Below are 24477 nucleotides of genomic sequence, written 5' to 3' on the forward strand. Positions count from 1 at the left end.
CGGCCGGGCACACCTAATATAGCCCGTAAGACCAACAAATGGATAAACTGTGCGGAAACGCGGCCCTAATCCAGGACGAGCCCCTTGCCCAAGCCGCGGGCGAGCCTGACGGGCCGGATTTCGCCGAAGCCCCGGACGTTTTCCGGCGGCTGGGGCATCAGAACAAAGCGCTCATCCTGCTCAAGGGCGGAGGCGGTCATTGAGTCCACCAGCACCGTTCCGGGATCAGCAAGGGTGGTAAGCCGGGCCGCGAGGTTCACGGTGGGACCGTAGATGTCCCCCAGGCGGGACAGGATCCTGCCCCACACCATTGCCACCCGGGCTTCCGGCAGGATTTCATCCTCCGTGAAAGCCTGGGCAAGGGCGAGTGAGATCTCCGCGCCGGCAGCCGGAGTTTCGGCAATATAAAGGACTTCGTCGCCGACCGTCTTGACCAGGCGTCCGCCGCCGACGGAGATGATTTCGGCGCACTTGTTTTCGAAGCGCTGGACCAGGCGCGCCAGAGTCTTTTCGTTCATGCGGCGGGACAGGCTGGTGTAGGACACCAGGTCCGCGAAGCCCACCGCGCGCGCCAGCGGCAGCGGCGCGTCATCCTCGTCGCCTTCACGGCCCTCTTCGCTGGCCTGCAGGCCGGCCTCGGCGCGGACGGCGAGCCGCTGGACTCCGGCGTTGAGTTGCCGCCGCCAGGAGTAGACAAGCACCTCTTCGAGGGCATCAACCAGGGCGGGCAGTTCGTTGACCAGGCGCTTGCGCGCCACGGCGTCCGTGACGCCCTGCTCGTGGACCATGTCCTCCACGAGGGCCTCGATCTGCCAGACCACCATGCGGTCCGTCATCTGGCCGATGGAGCGCGTGACGGAGATCGCTGCTTCCTCTGTGAGCTTGCCGGACCGGACCAGGTCCACCACGGTGGAAAGGGCCGCCTGGTCGCGTTCGGTAAAGGCGACATCCTCATCGCCAAAGTTCGGAAAGCCGAGGGCACGCCACAGCTTGCGTGCGGACAGGAGTGACAGCCCGGCGCCGGCGGCCACCTCACGACGGCGGAGCTTGCGTTCCCCGCCGAGCAGCCGGCTTTCCAGCGCCTTCATCGCCAGCCGCTCGGCGGACATGGTGCCGGTGGCAGGGTGGGGGTCCGCCGCGGGTGCGGGCGCGATGGATTCGACGCGTTCCTGCTGGTCCTTATCGTTCATCCCGTCCACCTTCTCTCATTTCCCACGGCAAAGCTTCGGCGGGGTAGTGCGTTGTGCCGCCCGGCTGGACATCACGTTCCTCCGGCAATTCCTCGATGGCATCGAGGATGAAATCCCGGAATGTGGCAACCTCGGGCACGTCCTGGAATGTCACCACGCCCTGGTGCCCGGTTTCCAAGGATATATTCCCGGAGCGCAGGAGGCGTTGCAGTACCGACTCGTGGACGGTGAGGTTGCGCACCGAAGCCAGGTTGACCTGCTGGTCCCGCCGTTTCAACCTGCCGTATCTGGCCACCATCCTTTGGCTGGTGAGGGTGTACCGCGTGCCGTGCCAGCGCAGCAGCTTGGGCAGGCAGAAGCCGAGCCAGACCCACGCGGCCGCGGCAATGCAGGCAGCCACCAGCCACGGCGTCCATTGTGCTGTGAGGAAAGGTACATGGCGGCGCGCCTCTCCCCGGATGATCCAGGCCGAAGCGTACGCCGCCAGCGCGGGCGACACGATGAAGGCGAGCGCGGCTCCTGCCAGCTTCCTCGGCTGCGGGCGTGTGGTGACAATCACCTGTTCGCCCGGAACGAGGTCTTTACGCATAACCGCCTTGGCCGGTGTCGTCGGGGGACGTCCAGGGGCGCAGGTGCACCACGTCCCCGGCGGTCACCACGTGCTCCCGGGAGTCCCGGTCCATCACCAGCAGCGACCCGTACTCGTCAAGCCTGGAGGCGTGGCCGATGATTTCGTGGTCGCCGGGAAGCTGGGCGCGGACCTGCTTGCCGAGTGTCACCATGACCGCTTCCACTCGTTTGTGCAGGGAGGGTCCGCCGGCCATTCCCGCCGCCGGATCGCCGTCGGCGTTGCAGAAGCTGCGGTAGAGCACAGCGAAGCGTGAAAGGTAGCTTTTCAGCAGCAGGGTTCGGTCTGCCGTACGTGCACCCTCCAGCACCACGGAGGTGGCGGTGGGGACCGGCAGTTCGCCTTCGCGCAGTGTGACGTTCAGGCCGGTGCCCAGGATGACCGGGGGCACGGTGCCGTCCACCATGGGGCCAAGCTGCGCCAGGATGCCGGCGATCTTCCTGCCGCGAACCAGGACGTCATTGGGCCATTTGAGTTCAGCCGGAAGGCCTGCGGTCTCCAGGAGGGTTTCGCGCAGCGCCAGGGCAGCAATCAGTGAAAGCCAGGAGTAGCTCTGGGTGGGCAGCGGCCTGCCTTCGGCGTTCACCGGCCGCAGGACCACCGAGACGGAAACCGAGCTCAGCGGCGGCGCTTCCCAGTGCCTGTCCAGGCGGCCGCGCGCGGCCGTCTGGTACTCGGCGGTAAGGACGGACAGGTCCGGCCAGGCCTGCGGCTCCACCGTGACGGAGCGGAGGAGGTCCGCGTTGGTGGATCCGGTGGAATCCACCACCTCGAGCCGGGAAATGCCTGTCGAGGCCAGGAAACGCTGGTCGTCCAGGTCCCCTCGGTCCAGAGGGGTGCCGGGGGTGCGTGCGTCATCCATGCCTAAATCCTAGCGAGCTAATCCTTCCCCGGCGGAGTTGACCTGCCCCCGATTGCCCGCGCGCTGTGCCGCCCGCCGCTTTACAGGAAGATGTCCGGAACCAGCCCGTCCTCGGGGGCGCCGAGGCTGTAGGGACGGAAATCCGCTACTCCTGCTGCCGCCAGGACCTGTTCATCCGTGTAGAAATTTCCGGTCGCCGCCCCGCCGGACGGAAGGTTGCTGCCGGTGAGGATGGCGTGGGCGGCATCGGCCATGATCTGCGGTCCGCGGGCCGCCTGGACCATTACCTCGCCTTGGGGCATGTTGCGGATGGCCGCCGTGTCGATCAGGGTGCACGGCCACAGCGAGTTGACGCTGATCCCGTCCGCCTTCAGTTCCTCGGCGAGCCCAAGGGTGGTCAGGCTCATGCCGTACTTGGCCATGGTGTAGGCAAGGTGTTTGCCGGCCCAGTAGGGGTCGAGGTTCAAGGGCGGTGAGAGGGTGAGGATGTGCCCGCGGCCGGATGCGCGGAGCGCGGGCAGCGCAAGCTTGGACAGCAGGAACGTACCGCGCACGTTGATGTCCTGCATGAGGTCGTACTTTTTCATGTCCACGTCGTCGGTCCGGGACAGGTCTATGGCGGACGCATTGTTGATGACGGCGTCGATGCCGCCAAAGTGTTCCACAGCGGCCGCCACGGCGCGGGCCACATCCTCGTCCCGGCGCACGTCACCCACCAGGGGCAGCGCCTGGCCGCCGGCTTCCATAAGTTCCCGGGCGGCCGTATGGACAGTTCCGGCCAATTTCGGGTGCGGCTCCCCGGTCTTGGCCATCAGGACGATGTTTGCGCCGTCCCGGGCGGCGCGCCGGGCTATGGCCAGTCCGATGCCTCGGCTTCCACCGGAGATAAGGATGGTCTTCCCGTGCAGCGAACCTGCCGCCCGGTACGGGCTCCCGGGGGCGTGCAAAGCATCATTGCTTGAAGTCATGCAATCACTGTAACCCAAGTAAGTTACCGATGAGTAACATAGCGGGTGCGGGTGGCGGCACGGCAGAAAATTGTAGGTTCCCTACAGCTGCGGGCGCCCAAACCGTCACTAGACTTGCCAACAGGGTTCGTCCTTTGTGTGGAAGCTACTTAAGCTCCGGCATGACTCAGCCCGCCAGCAACCAGAGCGCCACAGAATCAATCTGCAACAGAGCCGGAGACACTTGATGAGCCACGATCTGACCACGACCGCGGGAAAGATTGCCGATTTCCGTGACCGCCAGGCCCGTGCCGAGCAGCCCTCCGGCCCCGAAGCGATCGAAAAGCAGCACGCGCGCGGCAAGAACACCGCACGGGAACGCATTGGCCTCCTGCTGGATGAAGACTCGTTTGTGGAATTCGACGCCCTCGCGGTACACCGCTCCACCGCGTTCGGCATGGAAAAGAAGAAGCCCCTCGGTGACGGCCTGGTATCCGGCTACGGAACGGTGGACGGCCGGCTGGTGGCGGTCTACAGCCAGGACTTTTCGGTCTACGGCGGCTCCCTCAGCCAGGTCAACGGCGAAAAGATCGTCAAGGTCCAGGAATTCGCACTGCGCAACGGCTGCCCGGTGGTGGGAATCCTGGACGGCGGCGGCGCCCGCATCCAGGAAGGCGTCGCATCGCTGGCAATGTTCGCGGACATCTTCCGCAACAACGTCCACGCTTCCGGTGTGGTCCCCCAGATTTCCCTGATCATGGGGCCTTCCGCGGGCGGCGCGGCCTACTCCCCCGCACTCACGGACTACGTGGTGATGGTGGACAAGACCTCGCACATGTTCATTACCGGCCCCGACGTGATCAAGACCGTCACAGGCGAGGACGTGGACATGGAGACCCTGGGCGGGGCGCGCCAGCACAACGCCACCACCGGCACATCCACCTACCTGGCACAGGATGAAACGGACGCCATCGAATTCGTGCGCGAACTGCTGGACTTCCTGCCCTCCAACAACCTCTCCGAAGCCCCCGTGCAGGAGCACCAGCAGGAGCTGGAGATCGACGACGACGACCTGGCCCTGGACACGCTGGTCCCCGATTCCGCCAACCAGCCCTACGACATGCGCAGCGTTGTTGAGCAGATCGTGGATGACGGGCACTTCCTGGAGATGCAGGCGTTGTACGCGCCCAACGTCATGATCGGCTACGGCCGGGTGGAAGGCCACACGGTGGGCATCGTGGCAAACCAGCCGCTGCAGTTCGCCGGCACGCTGGACATCGCGGCCTCGGAGAAGGCTGCCCGTTTCGTCCGCCACTGCGACGCCTTCAACATCCCCATCATCACCCTCGTGGACGTCCCGGGCTTCCTGCCGGGCAAGGACCAGGAGTTCCAGGGCATCATCCGCCGCGGAGCGAAACTGCTCTACGCCTATGCCGAGGCCACCGTTCCCAAACTGACGGTGATCACCCGCAAGGCCTACGGCGGCGCCTACATCGTGATGGGTTCCAAGAAGCTTGGTGCGGACCTGAACCTGGCCTGGCCAACGGCCCAGATCGGCGTCATGGGCGCCCAGGGCGCCGTCAACATCCTGTACCGCCGCGACCTCGCGTCCGTGGCGGAAGCGGGGGGTGACGTCGAGGCCCGGCGCGCCGAGGTTATCCGCCAGTACGAAGAGGAACTCCTCAACCCCTACCAGGCGGCCGAGCTGGGCTACGTTGACGCCGTCATCGCACCCTCGGACACGAGGATCCAGATCATCAAGGGGCTGCGCGCACTCCGCGACAAGCGGGCCAGCCTCCCCACCAAGAAGCACGGAAACATCCCGCTGTGATCCCCGCCCGCCCCCTACCTTCGCAAGCTCAGCCAGGGAACCCTGCGGGCGTGGGCCCAACCGCCGGCTCCCACCCTTCGCACGCTCAGGCCGGGTCCCTCGCCGGCGTGGGCCCTTCAGGCGATGTTGAGCCTGTCGAAACCCCTGAACCGCCTGCCGCGCCGCTGCTCTCTGTTGTCAAGGGACAGCCGAGCGCCGAGGAACTGGCGGCCCTGACCGCCGTCGTACTGTCCCTGGGCGGCTCGGAACCTGCCCCGGCCAGCACCCCGACGGTCCGCCACTGGGTGCGCCGGCAGCAGCTGCGGCTCGCTCCCACACCCGGTCCCGGCGCCTGGAAGCGCAGCCGGGGCTGATTTCCACCGGCTCGGAGACGTAGGCCCGCCCCTCCTTTCGGAACCTGCAGAGCGCGGCTAGTCTCGGGAGGTGACTACCGACACCGCTCCTGCCGCCCGCCCGAAGACCCGCATTGACGCCGTCGCTGACGAGTACACCGATACCCTCATCCGGCTGAACCCGTCGTTCGCCACCACCCTGGGCGTGCCGGGACACGAAACCGAGTACCAGGATTTCTCCCCCGCCGGCATCGCCGGATTCGCCGAGGCCGCCCGGAAGGCACTCACCGACCTTGAGGGCCTGGCGCCCGTGGATGACGTGGATGCCGTCACCCTGGACGCGATGCAGGAACGGCTGGGCCTGCAGCTGCTGATCCATGCCTCCGGTTGGGAATACGCCGACTTGAACAACATTGCCTCCCCCGCCCAGGACATCAGGGCGATCTTCGACCTCATGCCCACGGCCACGGAACAGGACTGGGAACACATAGCGGGCCGGGCCCACAACGTCCCCGGTGCCGTGGCCGGCTACATCGAGTCCCTCCGGCAGGCCCGTGATTCCGGCCGGGTGGCAGCCGCGCGACAGGTCAACATCGTCATTGAGCAGGCCACGAAGTACGCAGCCGGAGACGGCTTCTTCGCGAAGCTGGCCGCCGGAGCCGCCACCCCGGAGGGTCCGTTGTCCGGAGGCGTCCGGCAAAAGCTCGACGCCGGCGCTGCCGCCGCCCGCCGTGCCTACACCGACCTTGCCGAGTTCCTTGGGACGGAACTCCTCCCCGCCGCCCCGGAAAAGGACGCCGTGGGCCGGGCCCGCTACGCCCTCGCCTCCCGCGCCTTCCTCGGGGCAACGGTGGACCTGGAGGAGACCTACGCCTGGGGCGTGGAAGAGCTGGACCGCCTCATCGCGGAACAGGAAAAGGTGGCTTCCACCATCAAAGCCGGCGCCAGCATCGCCGAGGCCAAGGACATCCTCAACAACGATCCGGCCCGGCAGCTGAAGGGGACCGAGGCGCTGCGGGAATGGATGCAGGAACTCTCCGACAAAGCTGTGTCCGAACTCGCCGGCGTCCATTTCGACATTCCGGACGTCATGAAGAAGCTGGAATGCCTGATCGCCCCCACCGACGAGGGCGGCATCTATTACACGGGACCGTCGGATGACTTCAGCCGGCCGGGCCGCATGTGGTGGTCCGTTCCCGCAGGTGAGGACACCTTCACCACCTGGGCCGAAACAACCACCGTCTACCACGAGGGGGTCCCGGGCCACCACCTCCAGGTAGCCACCGCCACCTACCGCCGGGAACTGCTCAACAAGTGGCGGCGGAACGTGTGCTGGACCTCCGGCCACGGCGAAGGCTGGGCACTCTACGCCGAGAAGCTGATGCAGGAACTGGGCTACCTGAACGACCCCGGAGACCACATGGGCATGCTGGACATGCAGCGGATGCGGGCAGCACGCGTGGTGTTCGATATCGGCGTCCACCTGGAACTCACGGTTCCGGCACGCTGGGGTTCCGGAACCTGGACCCCCGACAAGGGCTACGGGTTCCTGAAGGAAAACCTGCCCATCAGCGAAGGACAGCTGAACTTCGAGTTCACCCGCTACCTTGGGTGGCCCGGCCAGGCGCCCTCCTACAAAGTCGGGCAGCGACTCTGGGAACAGATCCGCGCCGAACTCGAAGCGCGGCCTGGCTTCGACCTCAAGGAGTTCCACACCAAGGCCTTGGATATCGGCTCGGTTGGACTGGATACCCTCAGGCGGGCCCTGCTCTCGTAGTCCTTACCCCGTGGCCCCAAGGGGCCCCTCCTCGGCGCGCTGCTCGTTCCTCGCTTTGACGCGCGCTGCCGGAGGGCCCCCTCGCTGCCACTTGCCCTGCGAGACATTAAGCACACCACCGCCGGGAATAAGTAACAAAGCGGGCTGGAACCCTTGATTTTGTGCGGATCTTCCTTGTGTATCAGAATTTGGGGCGCGTAATATTTCTCAATGTTCGTTCGTCGTGATATGCGGGGCGGCCCTAACGTATTCGGGTGAGCACTCAGACAAGCACCCCCTCCCCCGCAGGAAAGACCGGCTTCCAGCTGCCCAAGTGGGCCGGCTCGTTCGGCTTCCAGATCATCGCCGCCCTCATCGTCGGCCTCGGACTCGGCCTGTTGGCCAAGTACACCGGCAGCACCAAGGCCAGCCCGAACGGCCTCGGCGCAACGCTGCAGACCATCGGCTCCAGCTACGTGTCCCTGCTGCAGACCGCCGTCGTTCCCCTGATCTTCACGGCCGTCGTCAGCTCCATCTCCAACCTCCGCCAGGTATCCAACGCCGCGAAGCTGGCGTGGAACACCCTGCTGTGGTTCGCCATCACCTCGCTGATCGCCGTGCTGATCGGCATCGGCCTGGGCGTCCTCCTGCAGCCCGGCGCCAACACCGGCATCACCGGCGAAGGCGAAGCCCCTAGCAAAGTGGGCGACTGGTGGGCCTTCCTGATCGGACTGTTCCCCAAGAACTTCCTGGGGCTGGGTGCGAGCTCCACAGTGGCTGAGTCCGGTGCCGTCACCACGTCGGTCAGCTTCAATGTCCTGCAGATCCTGGTGATCGCCATTGCCGTGGGCGTCGCCGCCCTTAAGGTCGGCAAGGCCGCGGAGCCGTTCCTGACCCTCAACGCCTCTGCCCTGGCCGTCATCCAGAAGGTGCTCTGGTGGATCATCCGCATCGCTCCGCTGGGCACTGTTGGCCTCATCGGCAACGCGGTTGCCGTCTACGGCTGGGACACCATCGGCTCGCTGGGCAAGTTCACCTTCGCCATCTACGTTGGACTCGCCCTGGTGATCTTCGCGGTCTACCCCATCCTGGTCCGGACCCACGGCCTCTCCGTCAAGCAGTACTTCTCCGGCGTCTGGCCCGCAGTCCAGCTGGCCTTCGTCTCCCGTTCCTCCATTGGCACGCTGCCGCTCACGCAGCGCGTCACCGAACGCAGCCTGGGCGTCCCCCGCGCCTACGCCTCCTTCGCCGTGCCGCTGGGCGCCACCACCAAGATGGACGGCTGCGCAGCCATTTACCCGGCCATCTCCGCCATCTTCGTGGCCCAGTTCTTCGGCATCCAGCTCGACTTCAGCCAGTACCTGCTGATCGCCCTGGTTTCCGTCCTTGGCTCCGCGGCCACTGCGGGAACCACCGGCGCCGTCGTGATGCTCACGCTGACGCTCTCCACGCTGGGACTGCCGCTGGCCGGCGTCGGACTCCTGCTGGCCATCGACCCGATCCTGGACATGGGCCGCACCGCAGTCAACGTGGCAGGCCAGGCGCTGGTCCCCACGATTGTGGCCAAGCGCCAGGGCATCCTGGACGAGTCGCTGTACAACGCACCCCGCAACGGCACCCCGTTCGTGGACGACAGCGACGCTGCCGCCGCACCGTCGGACGGCACGTCCACGGACACCGCACCCCGCGAACTGCAGGATGTAAAGGCCTAGCCGCCAGTCTGGCTGCAGAAAGTCCCCGGGAACCTGACGGTTCCCGGGGACTTTTTTGTGCCTGCGGCTTTACCGGCCCGGAAGAATCAGCGTCCGGCTCCGCCGATCACACCGTTTTCCACCGCCTTGGTGACGGCGTCAGCTTCGGCCTGGGTCAGCTTCCCGTCCGTGACGGCCTGGTCCAGGCGCGTCTTCAGGGCTGCAGCCTTCTCTGCCTGCTTTTCACTGCGGAGCTCCTCCAGCGCAGCGGTGACCTTGGATTCCTCAATACCCAGCGATCCGGCCAGGGACTTCGCCAGTGCGGCGTCCCTGATGGCTGCGTCCGGCTTTTCGCCGTCGGCCGGCGGCGTGGTGGGCTTGTTGGCCTCCCGGAACTCCTGCAGCGCCTCGGCAACCTTTGCTTCCTCCACCCCGAGCTTCGCCGCGAGCGCGGACGCCTGCGCCGCACCCCGTTCGCCGCCGCGGCCACCGTGCTTTCCCATCCCGCCGGGCGTGGTGGTGCCGTCCGCCGAGGCGCTGGAACTGGCACTCGGGGCGGGAGTGGGGGCAGTGGTTGCGGAGGCCATGCCGGCGACTCCAATTCCGGCGCCAAGGGCCAGCGCGGTGGCTGACAGGCCGAGGGTCATTTTCTTTGTGCGTGACATCTTCTTGTCTCCTGGATCCGCCGTCGGTGACGGCTGCTGTTGGTGCGCCTCCCTCGAGGCATTCCAAGCTTCCGGGAGCAGGTTCTGGACAGGCTGTCGGGAACCTTTAATTCTCCTGTGAATCAAACTTGCCCAGAGTGCAAAGTTGCACGTAGTGTAAAAGCGTGTCCGCATCCCCTCCACCAGCCGAAGCTGCCGCGGTTCCTTCCCGCCGGGAGCTGAATAAAGCCGCCACGCGCCAAGCCATCACCGATGCTTCTTTGGGGTTGCTGCGCGCAAAGGGCCCTGGAAACTTCACTGCCGAGGACATCGCCGAGGCCGCAGGGATATCGCGCAGGACCTTCTTCAACTACTTCAGCAGCACCGACGCCGCACTGGCATCCATCGTCCACGGTTTCCTCGACATTGCCATCCAGCAGCTGCGGCTCCGGCCGGCGGATGAACCCATGCTTGAGTCGGCGCAGGCGGCCCTGATGGCCCTCGCCGACCCCAAGGCCGTGGCGCCGCTGGCGGAACTGTTCACCCTGACCCAGCAGAGCCCGCTCATGGCACACACCGAACTTGAAGCGTGGGACCACTGCAGGGCACAGGTCTTTGCCGTGGCCCGCGAGCGCGTTGCGGTCAACCGCGGCGAACAGGATGACCTGTATATCCATGCCCTGGCCGGATCGGTCATCTCCTGCGGCAAGGCCGCAATGGAAGTCTGGTTCAGCCGCCGCGGACCAGACCTCTCACCGGCGTCCCTCGCGGACCTGCGGCAGCTGCTCATCGACGCCATGGCGCTGCTGGGTGCCGGCTTCAATGGCCCGCGGCTCCAGTCCACGCCGCGCTCCCCGGTATCCACCGGATCCGCCACGCCAACAGACTCCCGTTCCTCCTGACCAGATCGGCTCCCCACATGGCACTGCTCCTTTACCGCCTTGGCAAGTTCTCCTATCGCCGGCGCTGGCTGGTCATCTCGCTCTGGCTCGCGGCCCTGGTAGCCGTGGGCGGCTCCGCCGCGGCCTTCCACGGCACCCTGTCCAACAACTTCCAGATCCCGGGCACCGAGACCCAGCGGATCGCGGACAAGCTGAAAGAGGAGCTGCCCTCGGCATCCGGCGGCACCGCAACGATCGTCTTCGAGGCGCCCGAAGGCGGCTTCACCGGGGAGAGCCGCACCGCCGTCACCGATGCGCTCAAGAAACTTGAGACGCTGCCGGACGTCCGGGGCACGGTGGATCCGTTCGCCACCCAGGCCCAGGTGGACCAGGCAGCGCAGGCCATCACCGACGGCGGACAGCAGCTCGCCGCCGGCGAGGCCCAGCTGGCCGCCTCCCGGACAGAGCTGGAGGCCGGCGCGGCGCGGCTCGCGGCAGCCGAGCAGCAGCTCGTTGCGGCCGGCGCCCCTGCTGCACTCATCGAGGCACAGTTGGGGCAGCAAAAAGCCGGGCTGGCGGAAGGCCAGGCAAGGCTCGACGCCGGAGCCCGGGAACTGGAGGCCAACAAAGCCAGGCTTGAGCTGGGCAAGCGCCAGGCGAAGGCGTCGTCGGCCATCCGGTTTGTTTCCGAAGACGGCCGCGCGGCAGTCGCGCAGGTGCAGTTCAACACCTCCATCAACGGGCTCAGCCCGGAGGTCCGGCACCAGGTCCAGGACATCGCCCACGAAACGTCCGCCGCGGGCGTCACGGCGCTGGCCAGCAAGGAAATCACCGAGGACATTTCCGAGCTCTTCGGTGCCGCCGAGATCATCGGCATCGCGGTGGCGGCCCTGGTCCTGATCATTATGCTGGGCACCCTGATCGCCGCAGGGCTCCCGCTGCTGATGGCGGTGGTCGGCGTGGGTGTAGGCGTCGGAATCACGTTCGCCCTCTCCGGCGTTTTCGACATGAGCTCCATCTCCCCCATGCTGGCCCTGATGCTCGGCCTCGCCGTGGGAATCGACTACTCCCTGTTCATCGTGAACCGGCACCGGACCCAGCTCCTTGCAGGAATGGATCCGGAGGAGTCGGTAGCGCGTGCCACCGGCACCTCCGGCAATGCCGTGGTCTTCGCCGGCCTCACCGTCATCATCGCCCTGGCGGCGCTGGTGGTCCCCGGCCTTCCCTTCCTTGCCGTCATGGGCCTCGCTGCCGCCGGAACGGTGGCAGTAGCGGTGCTGGTGGCCATCACGCTGACCCCGGCCATGCTGTCCCTGATCGGCAGGCGCATCATCTCCCGGCGGGCCTGGGCAAAAGCAGAAGCGCACAACGCCGAGCCCGGCCACGAGGCAGCGGACGAGGCCACGGACCGCGAGCGCAGCACACACGGCTGGGGCGGCCTGGTCACGCGGCACCCCGTGATGGCGCTGATCGCGGGCATTGTGCTGCTGGGCACCCTGGCCCTGCCGGCCACCCAACTGCAGCTTGCCTTGCCCGACGGCGGATCGGAACCCGTGGAGTCCGAGGCCTACCAGGCCTATGACCTGACAGCCCGCAGCTTTGGCGAAGGCGTCACCGGGCCCATCGTTGCCGTGGGCGAATTCCCCGCCAACCTTGACGAGGCCCAGGCGCAGGCCCTGCAGTACGACGTCGCCGACAAGCTCCGTGCGGTGGACAACGTGGTGGCGGCCGTTCCCGTCGCGCTCAGCGAGGACCGCCGGACCGCCGTTTTTCAGGTCATCCCCAAGGAAGGCCCGGCCAGCGCCAGCACCGTCCAGGTGGTCTCGGAACTGCGCGGGCTCAACGATGAGATCCAGTCTGAATACGGAGTGGCCATGGGCCTGACGGGGCAGACGGCCGGCAACGTGGACGTCTCCACGAAACTTGGTGACGCCCTGCCGCCCTACCTGGCGATCGTCGTCGGCCTTTCCCTGATCCTGCTGCTGCTCGTGTTCCGCTCCATCGTGGTGCCACTGCTCGCCACGGGCGGGTTCCTGCTCTCCCTCGCCGCCGCGTTCGGTGCCGTGGTGGCTGTGTACCAGTGGGGCTGGCTGGGGAACGTCTTCGACGTCGCGAACCCCGGCGCTGTCCTGAGCTTCCTGCCCATCATCCTGATCGGCGTGCTGTTTGGCCTGGCCATGGACTACCAGGTGTTCATCGCTTCCGGCATGCGTGAGGCCTACATGCACGGCTCGTCCGCCAAGGAGGCCGTCCGGGTGGGCTTCCGCCACGCCGCCGCCGTGGTGACGGCCGCCGCGATCATCATGGTGAGCGTGTTCGCCGGCTTCATCTTCAGCCACCTGACCATGGTCCGGCCGCTGGGCTTCGCGATGGCGTTCGGCGTGCTGCTCGATGCCTTCGTGGTGCGCATGACCATCGTCCCGGCCGTGATGTACCTGCTGGGCGAAAAGTCCTGGTGGCTGCCGCGCTGGCTGGACCGGATCCTGCCGGACGTGGATGTGGAGGGCGCCAAGCTCAACCGCGCCGAGTCCGCTCCCGCGTCCGGGGCACTGGTCCACTAGGCCGGCGCCCGTCAATTAGGCTGGAACCGTGCTCCGCCTGATTCTCGCTTCCCAGTCCCCCGCCCGCACCAAGCTCCTGGCCGAGGCCGGCATCAGGCATTCGGTCCTGGTGTCGGACGTGGACGAGGACGCCGTGCAGGCACGCTACGGCGTCACCGATCCGCACGACGCCGCCCTGCTGCTGGCCCGGGCGAAGGCTGAGGCGGTGGCCGCGCTGCCGGAGGCCGAGGGGGCGCTGGTGCTGGGCTGCGACTCCGTCTTCGAGTTCGACGGCGAGGCGCACGGCAAGCCGTACACGGCCGCCGTCGCCCGCGAGCGCATGCTCCGGATGAGCGGCAATGCCGGGGTCCTGCACACGGGGCACTGGCTGGTGGACTGCCGGGACACGGATCCCGACGACGACGGCGGGGAGCCGGGCTCGGGTGCCACGCTGGGAACGGTCGCCTCCGCCGAGGTCTCCTTCCTGGAGATGGAACCGGCGGAAATTGACGCCTACATCGCCACCGGCGAACCGCTGCACTGCGCCGGATCCTTCACGATCGACGGCCTGGGCGGGGCCTTCATCCGGAAGGTCGACGGCGACCCGCACGCCGTCGTCGGACTTTCCGTCTCCACCCTCCGCGGCCTCCTCGCCTCCGCGAACGTGCGCATCACGGACCTGTGGGCCGCGCAGTAAAACGTCCCCTTTTCGGCTCGTCTTGTAGCTTCCCTACAAAGCATTGGCGCTTTACACGCGGATTCCGCAAGTAATATCGGCGGAACCCTCAAAACCGCGCTAGGCTCCCTGAAGGAAAGAAGGAGACGCCTTGTCAGCAAATTTTGAGCAGTCCGCAGGTCCCACGCAGTCGACCCTCACAAAGGTGCTGATCGCCAACCGCGGAGAAATCGCCGTCCGCATCATCCGGGCGGCACGCGATGAAGGCATCGCCTCCGTGGCTGTCTACGCCGACCCGGACCGCGACGCCCTGCATGTGCGCCTTGCTGACGAGGCTTACGCCCTGGGCGGCAACACCGCCGCCGAGTCGTACCTGGTGATGGACAAGATCATCGACGCCGCCCGCCAGTCAGGTGCGGACGCCATCCACCCCGGCTACGGCTTCCTGGCAGAAAATGCCCAGTTCGCCGCCCGGGTGATCGAGGCCGGCATCACGTGGATCGGACCGTCCCCCGAAGCCATCTCGGCCCTGGGCGACAAGGTCCAGGCGCGCCACATCGCCGAAAAAGTGGGCGCTCCCCTGGTTCCCGGCACCGCCGACCCCGTCGAGACGGCCGACGAAATCCTGGCCTTCGTGGACCGGCACGGACTGCCCGTCGCCATCAAGGCAGCGTTCGGCGGCGGCGGCCGCGGCATCAAGGTGGCCCGCACCCGGGAGGAAATCCCCGAACTTTACGAATCGGCCGTCCGTGAAGCCACTGCCGCCTTCGGCCGCGGCGAATGCTTCATCGAGCGCTTCCTGGACGCACCGCGCCACGTGGAAACGCAGTGCCTGGCCGATGCCTACGGCAACGTGGTGGTGGTCTCCACCCGTGACTGCTCGCTGCAGCGCCGCAACCAGAAACTGGTGGAGGAAGCCCCAGCCCCGTTCCTCACCGAGGACCAGAACCGCCGGCTCTACGAATCCTCCAAGGCCATCCTGAAGGAGGCCGGCTACCTGGGCGCCGGCACCTGCGAGTTCCTGGTGGGCCAGGACGGCACCATCTCCTTCCTCGAAGTGAACACCCGCCTCCAGGTGGAGCACTGCGTCTCCGAGGAAGTCACCGGCATCGACCTGGTCCGCGAGCAGTTCCGGCTGGCACGCGGCGAGGAACTCGGCTACGGCGACCCCGAGGTGCGCGGCCACTCCTTCGAGTTCCGCATCACCGGCGAAGACCCGGGCCGGAACTTCATGCCCGCCCCGGGCACCATCCGCGTCCTCAAGAACCCCACCGGCCCCGGCATCCGCATCGATTCCGGCATCGAGCAGGGTGACGTGATCAGCGGCAACTTCGACTCCATGCTGTCCAAGCTCATCGTGACCGGCGCCAGCCGGAAACAGGCACTGGAGCGGTCCCGCCGGGCATTGGACGAGATGGTGGTCGAAGGGATCCCCACCGTCATCCCGTTCGATCTTGCCGTTGTGTCCGATCCGGCGTTTGCCCCCGCCGAAGGTCCCTTCAAGGTCCACACCCGCTGGATCGAAACCGAATTCGTGAACAAACTGGCCCCCTGGGCCCCCGACGCCGGCACGGGCGCGGAGGATACCGCCGAGGACCGCCAGCGCGTGGTGGTCGAAGTTGGCGGCAAACGCCTCGAAGTGGTGCTGCCCGCCTCGCTGGGATCGGTTGGAAGCGGTGCTCCCGCTGCCGCCAAGCCCGGCAAATCCAAGAAGCGTATCCGCTCCGGCGGCACCGCGGCCGCCACGGGCAACGCCCTCACGTCCCCCATGCAGGGCACCATCGTCAAGGTGGCAGTGGCTGAGGGAGACACCGTGGCCGAGGGAGACCTGGTAGTGGTCCTGGAAGCCATGAAGATGGAACAGCCGCTGACGGCGCACCGTTCCGGCACCATCACCGGCCTCACGGCAGCTGCCGGTGAGACCGTGTCCGCCGGTGCCGTCATCGCCACCATCGAAGACTAGACAGGCCCGGAGGCTCCCATGCTTGCACCCAGCTTTCAGGAAGAAGTGGACCGCTACCACCTGGCGGTCCCCGAAATCACCCGCGGCAACCCCGCGCCCATAAAGGAGCTGTATTCGCAGCTCGACGACGTCACCCTGGCGAACCCGTTCGGCGGCATCGCACGGGGCTGGGCGCAGGTGGAGGCCCGGCTGGACCAGGCAGCCCGCCAGTTCCAGGACGGTGAGATGCTCGGCTTCGACACCATCACGTCCTACACCGCACGGGACACCGCCTACCTCGTGGAAACCGAACATTTCCGCGCCCGCCTGGACGGCGCCGCCGTCGCCGAGGAGTTTGCGCTCCGGGTGACCAGCATCTTCCGGCGCGAGGAAGGCTACTGGAAGCTGGTGCATCGGCACGCCGATCCGGCTGCGCGGCCCCAATCCCGCCGTTCGCTGACGCAGCCCGCCGCTTCCTGACCCAGCCCGCCGCTTCCTGACGCAAACCGCCGGCAGCTGCCCGACGCACTGGCAGGCCGCCCGGCTGCTGACAGGATCCGGCGGGCGGGGCACACTTAGCAGATGTTGCCTTTCCTGCTCCTGGCCTCGCGTGCCGAGGATGCCGCAGCCGAAGACGAGTACGCCGCCTACCTCCGGTACGGCGGGCTGGAGCCGCAGGAACTGCACAGGGTCCGGCTGGAGGCGGGCCCGCTGCCTGACATTGAGCTGTCCAATTACTCCGGTGTGATTGTCGGCGGCAGCCCCTTCACGTCCAGCGACCCTCCGGAGCAGAAGAGCCGGGTGCAACACCGGGTGGAACGCGAACTGTCGGGGCTCCTGGACCGGCTGGTGGCACAGGACTTTCCGTTCCTGGGAGCCTGCTACGGGGTGGGAACCCTGGGTACCCACCAGGGCGCCGTCATCGACCGGACCTACGGCGAACCGTTGGGCGGCGTGGAGATCGAGCTGACCAAGGCAGGCCTCGCGGACCCGGTGCTGAAAGGGATGCCCCGTACCTTCACGGCCTTCACCGGGCACAAGGAGGCCTGCACCACCCTGCCGCCGCACGCAGTGCTGCTGGCCAGGTCCGCGGCCTGCCCGGTGCAGATGTTCCGGATCCGGAACAACCTGTATGCCACCCAGTTCCATCCTGAGCTGGACGTTGACGGGCTGGTGACCCGCATCGACATCTACCGGCACGCCGGATACTTCCCTCCGGAGTCCGCGGAGGAGCTGATGGACAGTGCCCGGCAGTTCACCGTCACCGAGCCCATGAACGTGCTGCGGAACTTCGTGGCGCGCTACGCTGCCTGAGACGCAAAAATGCCCGGCAGGTCCGAGGACCCCGCCAGGCATTTCAACAGCGCTGGAACGCGCGTTAGGCCACGTTGTTTTCGTAGTCCAGGTCGCGGGTTTCCTTGCTCACAAACAGGGCAATGAGGGTCAGCACGGCCATGGCGGTGAGGTAGATGCCCACCAGGACGGGGCTGCCGTCAGCCATTTCCCACAGCGCCACGGCGATGAACGGGGCAACCGCAGCACCCAGGATGCTGGAGAAGTTGTAGCTGACAGCGGACCCGGTGTACCGGACGTTCGTGGGGAACAACTCGGGCAGCAGCGCACCCATGGGCCCGAAGGTGAGCCCCATCAGGGAGAAGCCGATGACCAGCAGGGCCATGGTCCCCACGAAGCCGCCGCTGAACAGCGGGACGAACAGCAGGCCGAAGATGAAGATGCCGCCGGTAACAGCGAGCAGCATCTTGCGCCGGCCGTACTTTTCGGCCAGCGGTCCGGATACCAGCGTGAAGATACCGAAGAACACGACGCCGGCGATCAGCATCCAGAGGAAGTCGTTGCGGGTGTAGCCCAGGCCGGGAACGAAGGCAGCCGCGGCGGCCTCCGTCATCGGCTTTCCGGCCTTCTCCGCGGCGGCCCTGGCAGCCTCGAGGCTGGCCGGCCGGGTGCCGTAGGTCAGGGTGAACGTGGTCATCAGGTAGAAGAGCACGTACGTGGCGAGCATGATGAACGTGCCCAGGATCAGTTGGCGCCAGCTCGTCTTGAAGACGCGGCCCAGGGGCAGCTTGGCCACCTCGTTGGACTCGAGGACCTTGGTGAAGGCGGGCGTCTCGATGAGCTTGAGGCGGACGTAGAGGCCGATGATTACCATAACGGCACTGAGCAGGAACGGCACGCGCCAGCCCCAGGCCTGGAAGTCAGCCGGCGACAGGGCATAGCTGAAGACAAGGAAGATGACGTTTGCGATGATGAAACCGATCGGCGCGCCCAGCTGCGGGAAGGTTCCGTAGATGGCCCGCTTGTTGGCCGGCGCGTTCTCGGTGGCCAGCAGGGCGGCCCCGCTCCATTCGCCACCCAGTGCCAGGCCCTGGGCGAACCGCATGACCACCAGCAGGGCCGGAGCCCAGAATTCCCAGCCCGGCACCAGCGCGGTGGGCAGGCAGCCGATCAGGAAGGTGGCGATACCCATTGTCAGCAGCGAGGCCACCAGTGTGCCTTTGCGGCCGAACTTGTCGCCGAAGTGCCCGAAGACGATGGAGCCGAGCGGGCGGGCGATGAAGGCAACGCCGAACACTGCGAAGGAGCTCAGCAGCTGGGTTGTCTCGTTCTGGTTGGGGAAGAACAGCTGCGGGAACACGAGCACCGCGGCAGTGGCATAGACGTAGAAGTCGTAAAACTCGACCGTGGTGCCGATCAGGCTGGCAACGATCACGCGGCCGCGCGAGTTCACCGGCTGGGGCGAACCGGGCACCGTGGACGTATCGGTGGATGACATAGGTAAACGCTTTCGCTAGAACCGGCCGGAGGCTGGCATTGCCCCCGGCTCGAAATAGTTAGAGTTCAATATTAGTTCCCGCGGTCCAGTCAATGGACGAAAGGTCCAGCATGCGGACCTGTGCCATGTGTCTCATTTTTGACACCCTACTCCTGCCTAACGGCTGCCAAAAGGCGCCGATAGGCAAATGTCACAGCCCGTTAACACACGACGTCGGTCCGTGAAACGCGCCCTACCTACCGTGGAGGAACAACATCCCCCCGAAGGAGGTAACCCGTGACTGTTGACCGCACCGCTGATGCCGGCACCGGCAATTCCCTGGACCTTGACGATGCACAGGCCCCGGAAACCGTTGCCGCATCCGCCAGCGCACAGCCCGGCTCTACCCGCACCACAGACGCCCCCGTCCTTGAATTCCGCCCCGGCCGCTGGATCGCCAACTGGGATGCCGAGAACAAGGAACAGTGGGAATCCGCCGGCCGCACCATCGCCCGCCGCAACCTGAACTGGTCCATCTTCGCCGAATTCCTCGGCTTCGTCGTCTGGCAGCTCTGGTCCATCGTGGTGGTCCAGCTCCCCGCGGCCGGGTTCACCTTCACCACGTCGGAAATTTTCTGGCTCATCTCGATGCCCAGCCTGGTGGGCGCGACGCTCCGCATCCCCTACACCTTCATGGTCCCCCGCTTCGGCGGCCGCAACTGGACCATCGTCTCCGCCCTGCTGCTCCTGATCCCCTCCGTCGGCCTGGCACTCTGCGTCTCCAACCCGGAAACGCCGTTCGGCGTCATGCTGCTCGTAGCAGCCCTGGCGGGCTTCGGCGGCGGCAACTTCGCCAGCTCCATGGCCAACATCACGTTCTTCTACCCCGCCCGTGAAAAGGGCTGGGCCCTGGGCCTGAACGCCGCCGGCGGAAACATGGGTGCCGCCGTCGCGCAGCTCGCCGTGCCCATTGCCATCACCCTGCTGGCCGCCGGGACCGTCAACCTGCCCCTGGCCGGCTGGATGTGGGTTCCGTTGATCCTGATCGCGGCGTTCGGCGCCTACAAGTTCATGGACAACCTCACCAGCGCCAAGGGCGACATCGCCGGTTCGGTGGCCGCCATCAAGGAACCGCACCTGTGGATCATGGCGCTGCTCTACATCGGCACGTTCGGCTCCTTCATCGGCTTCGCCGGTGTGTTCCCCAAGCTCATCAAGGACTACTTCCCCGAGTTCTCCTCCATCGGCGTCGGAACCGTGGCCCTCTCACTCGCCTTCCTCGGCCCCCTGGTCGGCTCCCTGGCCCGCCCCTACGGCGGACGCATGGCAGACCGCATGGGCGGCGCGCGGATGACGGTGGCAGCCTTCGCCTCCATGGCCGTGATCACGCTGACCATGATCTGGACCCTGCCGCTGAAGAACTTCTGGCTCTTCCTGGTCCTGTTCCTGATGCTGTTCACCGCCAGCGGCTTCGGAAACGGAGCAACCTACCGCATGATCCCGGTCATCTTCGCCACCTCCAGCCGCGCCGCCCGCAAGGGTGCAAGCTCGGTGGCAACCCAGCGGCTGGCGTCCTCGGCCCTCGGCCTGATCTCCGCGATCGGTGCCTACGGCGGATTCGTCATCCCGCAGGTCCTGAACGCCTCCAACACGGCCAGCGGATCCTACACACCGGCCTTCTACGGCTTCGTTGGGGCATACGTCCTGATGCTGGCTGTCTGCTGGTTCTGCTACATCCGCAACGCCAACCGAAATGCGATGGGACACGTCTAACATGACCAAAAGCGCCGACACGCACTGCCCTTACTGCGCCCTGCAGTGCGCCATGACGCTCACGTCTCCAGCGGAACTGGCCCCGGCTACCGAGCCGGGGCCAGTCCCCGTGACTGCACTGCCTGCCCCGGCGTCCCCCGCCGCGGCTCCCGCTGCCCCTGCCGGCCTCCTCGAGGTCCAGGGACGCGACTTTCCCACCAACCGTGGCGGGCTGTGCCGCAAGGGCTGGACCTCCGCAACGCTGCTCAACCACCCGGGCAGGATCACCGAGCCCCTGCTGAGAGGCCCGGACGGCGTCCACCGCCCCATCAGCTGGGAGCACGCTTTGGACCTTGCCGTGTCCGCCGTGAAGGATGCCCGCGCACGCTACGGTGCGGACGCCGTCGGCGTTTTTGGTGGCGGCGGCCTCACCAATGAAAAGGCCTACATGCTGGGCAAATTTGCCCGGCTGGCCCTCGGCACGTCCCGCATCGACTACAACGGCCGTTTCTGCATGTCCTCAGCCGCCGCGGCCGGGATGCGGGCCTTCGGCGTCGACCGCGGCCTCCCCTTCCCGCTGGAGGCCCTGGACACGGCCTCAACCATCATGATGCTCGGTTCCAATGTGGCCGAAACCATGCCGCCCTTCGTGCAGCACCTCAAGGGAACGCGCGACGCCGGCGGGCTGATCGTGGTGGATCCGCGCCGTTCCGCCACCGCGGCCTTTACGTCCGACGGCGGCGGCATCCACCTCCAGCCCCTGCCGGGCACCGATCTCACCCTGCTGCTGGGCATCTCCCACGTGGTCATCCATGAGAACCTGGTGGACACCGCCTTTATCGAGGAGCGCACCTCGGGCTACAGCGCCGTAGTCCGCAGCGTCAACTCCTTCTGGCCCGAACGCGTCCAGTCCCTCACCGGCGTCCCGGCCGAACTCATCCGGGAAACCGCCCGCCGCCTGGCCGCCGGAGCCCGCCAGGGCGGCAGCTACATCCTCACCGGCCGGGGCGTGGAACAGCACATCGACGGCACCGACACCGCCACTGCCGCCATCAACCTCAGCCTCCTGCTGGGCCTGCCCGGCTCGGCCCGCAGCGGCTACGGCACGCTCACGGGCCAGGGCAACGGCCAGGGCGGCCGCGAGCACGGCCAGAAGGCGGACCAGCTGCCTGGCTACCGCAAGATCACCGATCCCGCCGCCCGCGCACATATGGCCGGAGTGTGGGGCGTCCCGGAAGAACTGATCCCGGGGCCCGGGCTGCCGGCGGTCCAGCTGCTGAAGTCCATGGGGAAGCCCGACGGCGTCCGGTGCCTCTTCGTCCATGCCTCCAACATCGCCGTGGCCTCCCCGGACGCCAACGCCGTGATCGAGGGCCTGCGCAGCCTGGACTTCCTGATGGTCTGCGACTTCTTTATGTCCGAGACCGCCGCCGAGGCCGACCTTATCCTTCCCGTCCTCCAGTGGGCCGAGGAGGAGGGCACCCTGACCAACCTCGAAGGCCGCGTCCTGCGCCGCCGCCGGGCCCTGACACCGCCGGCCGGCGCCCGCAGCGAGCTGTGGATCATGGCACGTTTGGCCGAGGCCCTCGACGCCCCCTCCAGCTACAGTGAAGACCCGGAAACCGTCTTCGAAGAACTCCGGCTGGCCTCCGCCGGCGGGCTCGCCGACTACTCCGGCATCGACTACGCCATGCTGGACCGGGGAGAGGCCGCCTACTGGCCCTACCCCGCCGGCAGCACCGGAACGCCGCGGCTGTTCCAGGACCGCTTTGCGCACCCCGACGGCAAAGCCGTGATGACCCCGGTGACGCCGCGCCGCCGTCGTACCCCCGCTGCCAATCCGGACCCGGCCGCGAAAACCATGACCCTCATCACCGGCCGCCTCCTGGAGCACTACCAGTCCGGCGCCCAGACGCGCCGGGTGACCGAACTCCTGGCGTCACAGCCGGAAGCGCAGATGCAGATCCACCCGGCGGCAGCGGAAGCGATGGGCATCACCGCCGGGTCCCTGGTGTCCTTGGCCAACGAGCGCGGCGAGGTGGTGTGCCGGGCCGAGCTGAGCACGGCCATCCGCCCCGAGACGGTCTTCCTGCCCTTCCACTTTCCCGAACTCGAAAGCGCCAACCGCCTGACGGAGGCCGCCACGGACCCCGTTTCCGGGATGCCCGAGTTCAAGTTCAACAAGGTTTGGGTCCGGCCGGTGGCCGCTCCCCTTTCCAGCAACGTGCTTCAAACGACGGAGGCCTCATGAGTGAGCAAATTGTCATTGTGGGATTTGGCCCGGTGGCGGCCCGGCTGGTTGACGAGCTGCTGCCGGCCGTGCGCGCCGCACACGCCCGCCTGACGGTGGTCGGAGAAGAAGCGGAAGCCGCGTACAACCGCGTCCTCGTGGCCGATCTCGGGGTGGGACGCACCACCGCTGACGCGCTGGCACTCTCCGACGCAGACGCACTGGCCGCCGACGGTGTTGACGTCCGCCTGGGCGTCCGCGTCCGCCGCGTGGACCGCGCCCGGCAGCAGGTCCTCCTGTCCGACGGTTCCACCGCCCATTACGACCGGCTGGTCTTCGCCACCGGTTCCCGTCCGGTGATCCCCAACCTCACCGGCATCAACCCCGACCCCGCCTCCCCTGTCCTTCCGGCGGGTGTGACGGCGCTGCGGGACCTCCGCGACGCGGATGTGCTGCGGCAGGCCGTGGACGGCGGCAAGCGCGTGGTGGTCCTGGGTGGCGGCGTCCTGGGCCTGGAGACGGCCCTCGCCGCGGCCGAGGAAGGTGCCACCGTCACCGTTGTGCACAACGGCCCGCACCCGCTGGGACGCAACATCGACCGCGGCGGCGGGGCCGTCCTGGCCGCAGGGCTGCGGCGCTGCGGCGTCCGGATGGCCGGCAACGCGCGGTCCACCGGCGTGGAGCACAACGCCCACGACGGCGGCTTCTCGGCTCTGCTGCTCGACGACGGTTCGGCGATTGACGGGGACCTCCTGGTCATCTCGTGCGGGGTGCGTCCCCGCACCGAACTCGCCGAAGGCTGCGGACTGTCCACATCCGCCGGGATCCTGGTGGACCACCGGCTCCGGGCGCACCACGAGCCGCACATATTTGCCATCGGCGACTGCGCGGAGGTGCGCTGCCCGGATCCGGAGTGTGCAGCCTGCCGCAACGCCAAGGGCCCCTCCGGCCTGGTGGGACCGGGCTGGCGCCAGGCTGAATGGCTGGGTGAGTACCTGGGCCTCCTCGCTGCAGGCGCCGTGGAGGACGCTGACCTGCTGCCGGACCTGCCTGCTGAGCAGCCCGGCGTGATCGTCCTCAAGGCGCGCGGCATGAACATGGCAGTGGCCGGGGACAACAGCGCCGAGCCGTGGGACGAGGAAGTCCTGACTGCGGGTGCCGTGAACGGGCGGCCGCGCCTGCAGATCGCCCAGTGGGCGGATCCGGAGCACGGCCGCTACGTGAAGATGACCACCCGCGGCGGCGTGCTGGAAGGCCTGGTGTCGGTGGGAATGCCGCGCACGGCGGCCGAGCTGGTGGGGCTCTTCGAGCGTTCCGCCGAGCTGCCCGCGGACCGGTCACTGCTCCTGCGCCTCGATGGGCCGGACGGGCTGCCCGGAGCCGGGGCTGCCGACCCGCAGAGCACCGTCTGCCGGTGCGCAGGCGTCAGCGGGGCGGCAATCCAGGGAGCGGTCGAGGACGGCTGCTCCACCGTTGCCGAAGTATCCAAGGCAACCCGTGCCGGCACCGGCTGCGGCGGCTGCCACGAAGACATCAAGGGGCTCATCGAAAAACACTTCCGGGCGGTCTCGACCGCCTAACCAGGCCCCCAGCGGCTGAGCCTGTCGAAACCGGTGCTCTTACGCCGGAGCCTTTGGAATGATGATCCAAAGCGCGATGTAGACCAGCTCGCCGATTCCCACCAGGCCGAAGATCACGAAGCCCAGCCTGACCAGGAATTTCGGGAGGCCGAACCGGGCAGAAAGGGCCGCGCAGACCCCGCCGATCATCTTTCCGCGGCGGGGTCGTTCAAGTGCCATTGACAC

Annotated in this window: 20 protein-coding genes; 13 read left to right on the plus strand and 7 right to left on the minus strand. The window is 67.2% G+C overall.

All coding sequences use genetic code 11. The features are described from left to right. Positions 1–65 precede the first annotated feature (65 nt). The 4 genes from ACZ9BC_RS17160 to ACZ9BC_RS17175 form a co-directional block, all read right to left on the minus strand. On the minus strand, positions 66–1190 hold the full coding sequence (locus ACZ9BC_RS17160; protein ID WP_476246969.1) for an adenylate/guanylate cyclase domain-containing protein: 1125 nt from the start codon (positions 1188–1190) through the stop codon (positions 66–68). Further along, entirely contained in the window at positions 1180–1779 is a 600-nt protein-coding gene (locus ACZ9BC_RS17165; protein WP_079595611.1) for a PH domain-containing protein, read from the minus strand. Before ACZ9BC_RS17165 ends, ACZ9BC_RS17160 begins: the two co-directional genes overlap by 11 nt. Further along, entirely contained in the window at positions 1772–2680 is a 909-nt protein-coding gene (locus ACZ9BC_RS17170) for a biotin--[acetyl-CoA-carboxylase] ligase (protein WP_476246970.1), read from the minus strand. The genes ACZ9BC_RS17165 and ACZ9BC_RS17170 overlap by 8 nt, the downstream gene beginning before the upstream one ends. A gap of 80 nt (positions 2681–2760) precedes the next feature. Continuing rightward, on the minus strand, positions 2761–3648 hold the full coding sequence (locus ACZ9BC_RS17175) for an SDR family oxidoreductase (RefSeq protein ID WP_476246971.1): 888 nt from the start codon (positions 3646–3648) through the stop codon (positions 2761–2763). A gap of 226 nt (positions 3649–3874) precedes the next feature. Between ACZ9BC_RS17175 and ACZ9BC_RS17180 the strand changes: the two genes are divergently transcribed. The 4 genes from ACZ9BC_RS17180 to ACZ9BC_RS17195 all read left to right on the plus strand — a co-directional run bounded on the left by ACZ9BC_RS17180 (position 3875) and on the right by ACZ9BC_RS17195 (position 9258). Beyond that, positions 3875–5458: an acyl-CoA carboxylase subunit beta gene (locus tag ACZ9BC_RS17180; protein WP_476246972.1), complete on the plus strand. Its 1584-nt coding sequence runs from the start codon at positions 3875–3877 to the stop codon at positions 5456–5458. Between the two features lie 107 nt (positions 5459–5565). Next, positions 5566–5811 (plus strand): acyl-CoA carboxylase subunit epsilon, encoded by a 246-nt coding sequence (locus tag ACZ9BC_RS17185; protein WP_079595615.1) that lies wholly within the window; start codon positions 5566–5568, stop codon positions 5809–5811. Positions 5812–5881: 70 nt separating this feature from the next. Further along, positions 5882–7567, plus strand: a complete 1686-nt coding sequence (locus ACZ9BC_RS17190) for a DUF885 domain-containing protein (RefSeq protein ID WP_476246973.1) — start codon at positions 5882–5884, stop codon at positions 7565–7567. Between the two features lie 254 nt (positions 7568–7821). Continuing rightward, positions 7822–9258, plus strand: a complete 1437-nt coding sequence (locus ACZ9BC_RS17195) for a dicarboxylate/amino acid:cation symporter (RefSeq protein ID WP_476246974.1) — start codon at positions 7822–7824, stop codon at positions 9256–9258. An 86-nt stretch (positions 9259–9344) separates the two neighbouring features. On the opposite strand, the gene ACZ9BC_RS17200 is transcribed toward ACZ9BC_RS17195, so the two are convergent. Continuing rightward, the gene (locus tag ACZ9BC_RS17200; protein WP_476246975.1) at positions 9345–9902 is read right to left on the minus strand and encodes a hypothetical protein; all 558 of its coding nucleotides are present in this window, start codon (positions 9900–9902) and stop codon (positions 9345–9347) included. 164 nt (positions 9903–10066) lie between these two features. Between ACZ9BC_RS17200 and ACZ9BC_RS17205 the strand changes: the two genes are divergently transcribed. The 6 genes from ACZ9BC_RS17205 to ACZ9BC_RS17230 all read left to right on the plus strand — a co-directional run bounded on the left by ACZ9BC_RS17205 (position 10067) and on the right by ACZ9BC_RS17230 (position 17234). Continuing rightward, entirely contained in the window at positions 10067–10783 is a 717-nt protein-coding gene (locus ACZ9BC_RS17205) for a TetR/AcrR family transcriptional regulator (protein WP_476246976.1), read from the plus strand. Between the two features lie 17 nt (positions 10784–10800). Then, positions 10801–13323 (plus strand): MMPL family transporter, encoded by a 2523-nt coding sequence (locus tag ACZ9BC_RS17210; RefSeq protein WP_476246977.1) that lies wholly within the window; start codon positions 10801–10803, stop codon positions 13321–13323. Between the two features lie 28 nt (positions 13324–13351). Next, positions 13352–13999 carry a Maf family protein gene (locus ACZ9BC_RS17215; protein WP_476246978.1) on the plus strand — a complete coding sequence of 216 codons (648 nt, stop codon included), beginning with the start codon at positions 13352–13354 and terminating at the stop codon, positions 13997–13999. A gap of 130 nt (positions 14000–14129) precedes the next feature. Further along, positions 14130–15941: an acetyl/propionyl/methylcrotonyl-CoA carboxylase subunit alpha gene (locus tag ACZ9BC_RS17220; protein WP_476246979.1), complete on the plus strand. Its 1812-nt coding sequence runs from the start codon at positions 14130–14132 to the stop codon at positions 15939–15941. Positions 15942–15959: 18 nt separating this feature from the next. Continuing rightward, the gene (locus ACZ9BC_RS17225) at positions 15960–16400 is read left to right on the plus strand and encodes a YybH family protein (RefSeq protein ID WP_476246980.1); all 441 of its coding nucleotides are present in this window, start codon (positions 15960–15962) and stop codon (positions 16398–16400) included. 102 nt (positions 16401–16502) lie between these two features. After that, entirely contained in the window at positions 16503–17234 is a 732-nt protein-coding gene (locus tag ACZ9BC_RS17230; protein WP_476246981.1) for a glutamine amidotransferase, read from the plus strand. A gap of 64 nt (positions 17235–17298) precedes the next feature. Here the strand turns inward: ACZ9BC_RS17230 and ACZ9BC_RS17235 are convergent, their stop codons facing one another. Further along, positions 17299–18711, minus strand: a complete 1413-nt coding sequence (locus tag ACZ9BC_RS17235) for an MFS transporter (protein WP_079595625.1) — start codon at positions 18709–18711, stop codon at positions 17299–17301. Between the two features lie 276 nt (positions 18712–18987). Between ACZ9BC_RS17235 and ACZ9BC_RS17240 the strand changes: the two genes are divergently transcribed. The 3 genes from ACZ9BC_RS17240 to ACZ9BC_RS17250 are packed head-to-tail and all read left to right on the plus strand — an operon-like array spanning position 18988 to position 24252. Next, on the plus strand, positions 18988–20463 hold the full coding sequence (locus ACZ9BC_RS17240) for an MFS transporter (RefSeq protein ID WP_079595626.1): 1476 nt from the start codon (positions 18988–18990) through the stop codon (positions 20461–20463). Position 20464: 1 nt separating this feature from the next. Then, positions 20465–22693 carry a molybdopterin oxidoreductase family protein gene (locus ACZ9BC_RS17245; RefSeq protein WP_476246982.1) on the plus strand — a complete coding sequence of 743 codons (2229 nt, stop codon included), beginning with the start codon at positions 20465–20467 and terminating at the stop codon, positions 22691–22693. Beyond that, on the plus strand, positions 22690–24252 hold the full coding sequence (locus tag ACZ9BC_RS17250; protein WP_476246983.1) for an FAD-dependent oxidoreductase: 1563 nt from the start codon (positions 22690–22692) through the stop codon (positions 24250–24252). The genes ACZ9BC_RS17245 and ACZ9BC_RS17250 overlap by 4 nt, the downstream gene beginning before the upstream one ends. Positions 24253–24291: 39 nt before the next feature. Here ACZ9BC_RS17250 and ACZ9BC_RS17255 read toward each other — a convergent pair whose 3' ends face one another. Beyond that, a complete protein-coding gene (locus ACZ9BC_RS17255; RefSeq protein WP_079595629.1) occupies positions 24292–24471 on the minus strand; it encodes a PspC domain-containing protein in 180 nt (59 codons plus the stop codon). Between the last annotated feature and the right edge of the window lie 6 nt (positions 24472–24477).

It is taken from the genome of Pseudarthrobacter sp. TE3704 (assembly GCF_056279405.1).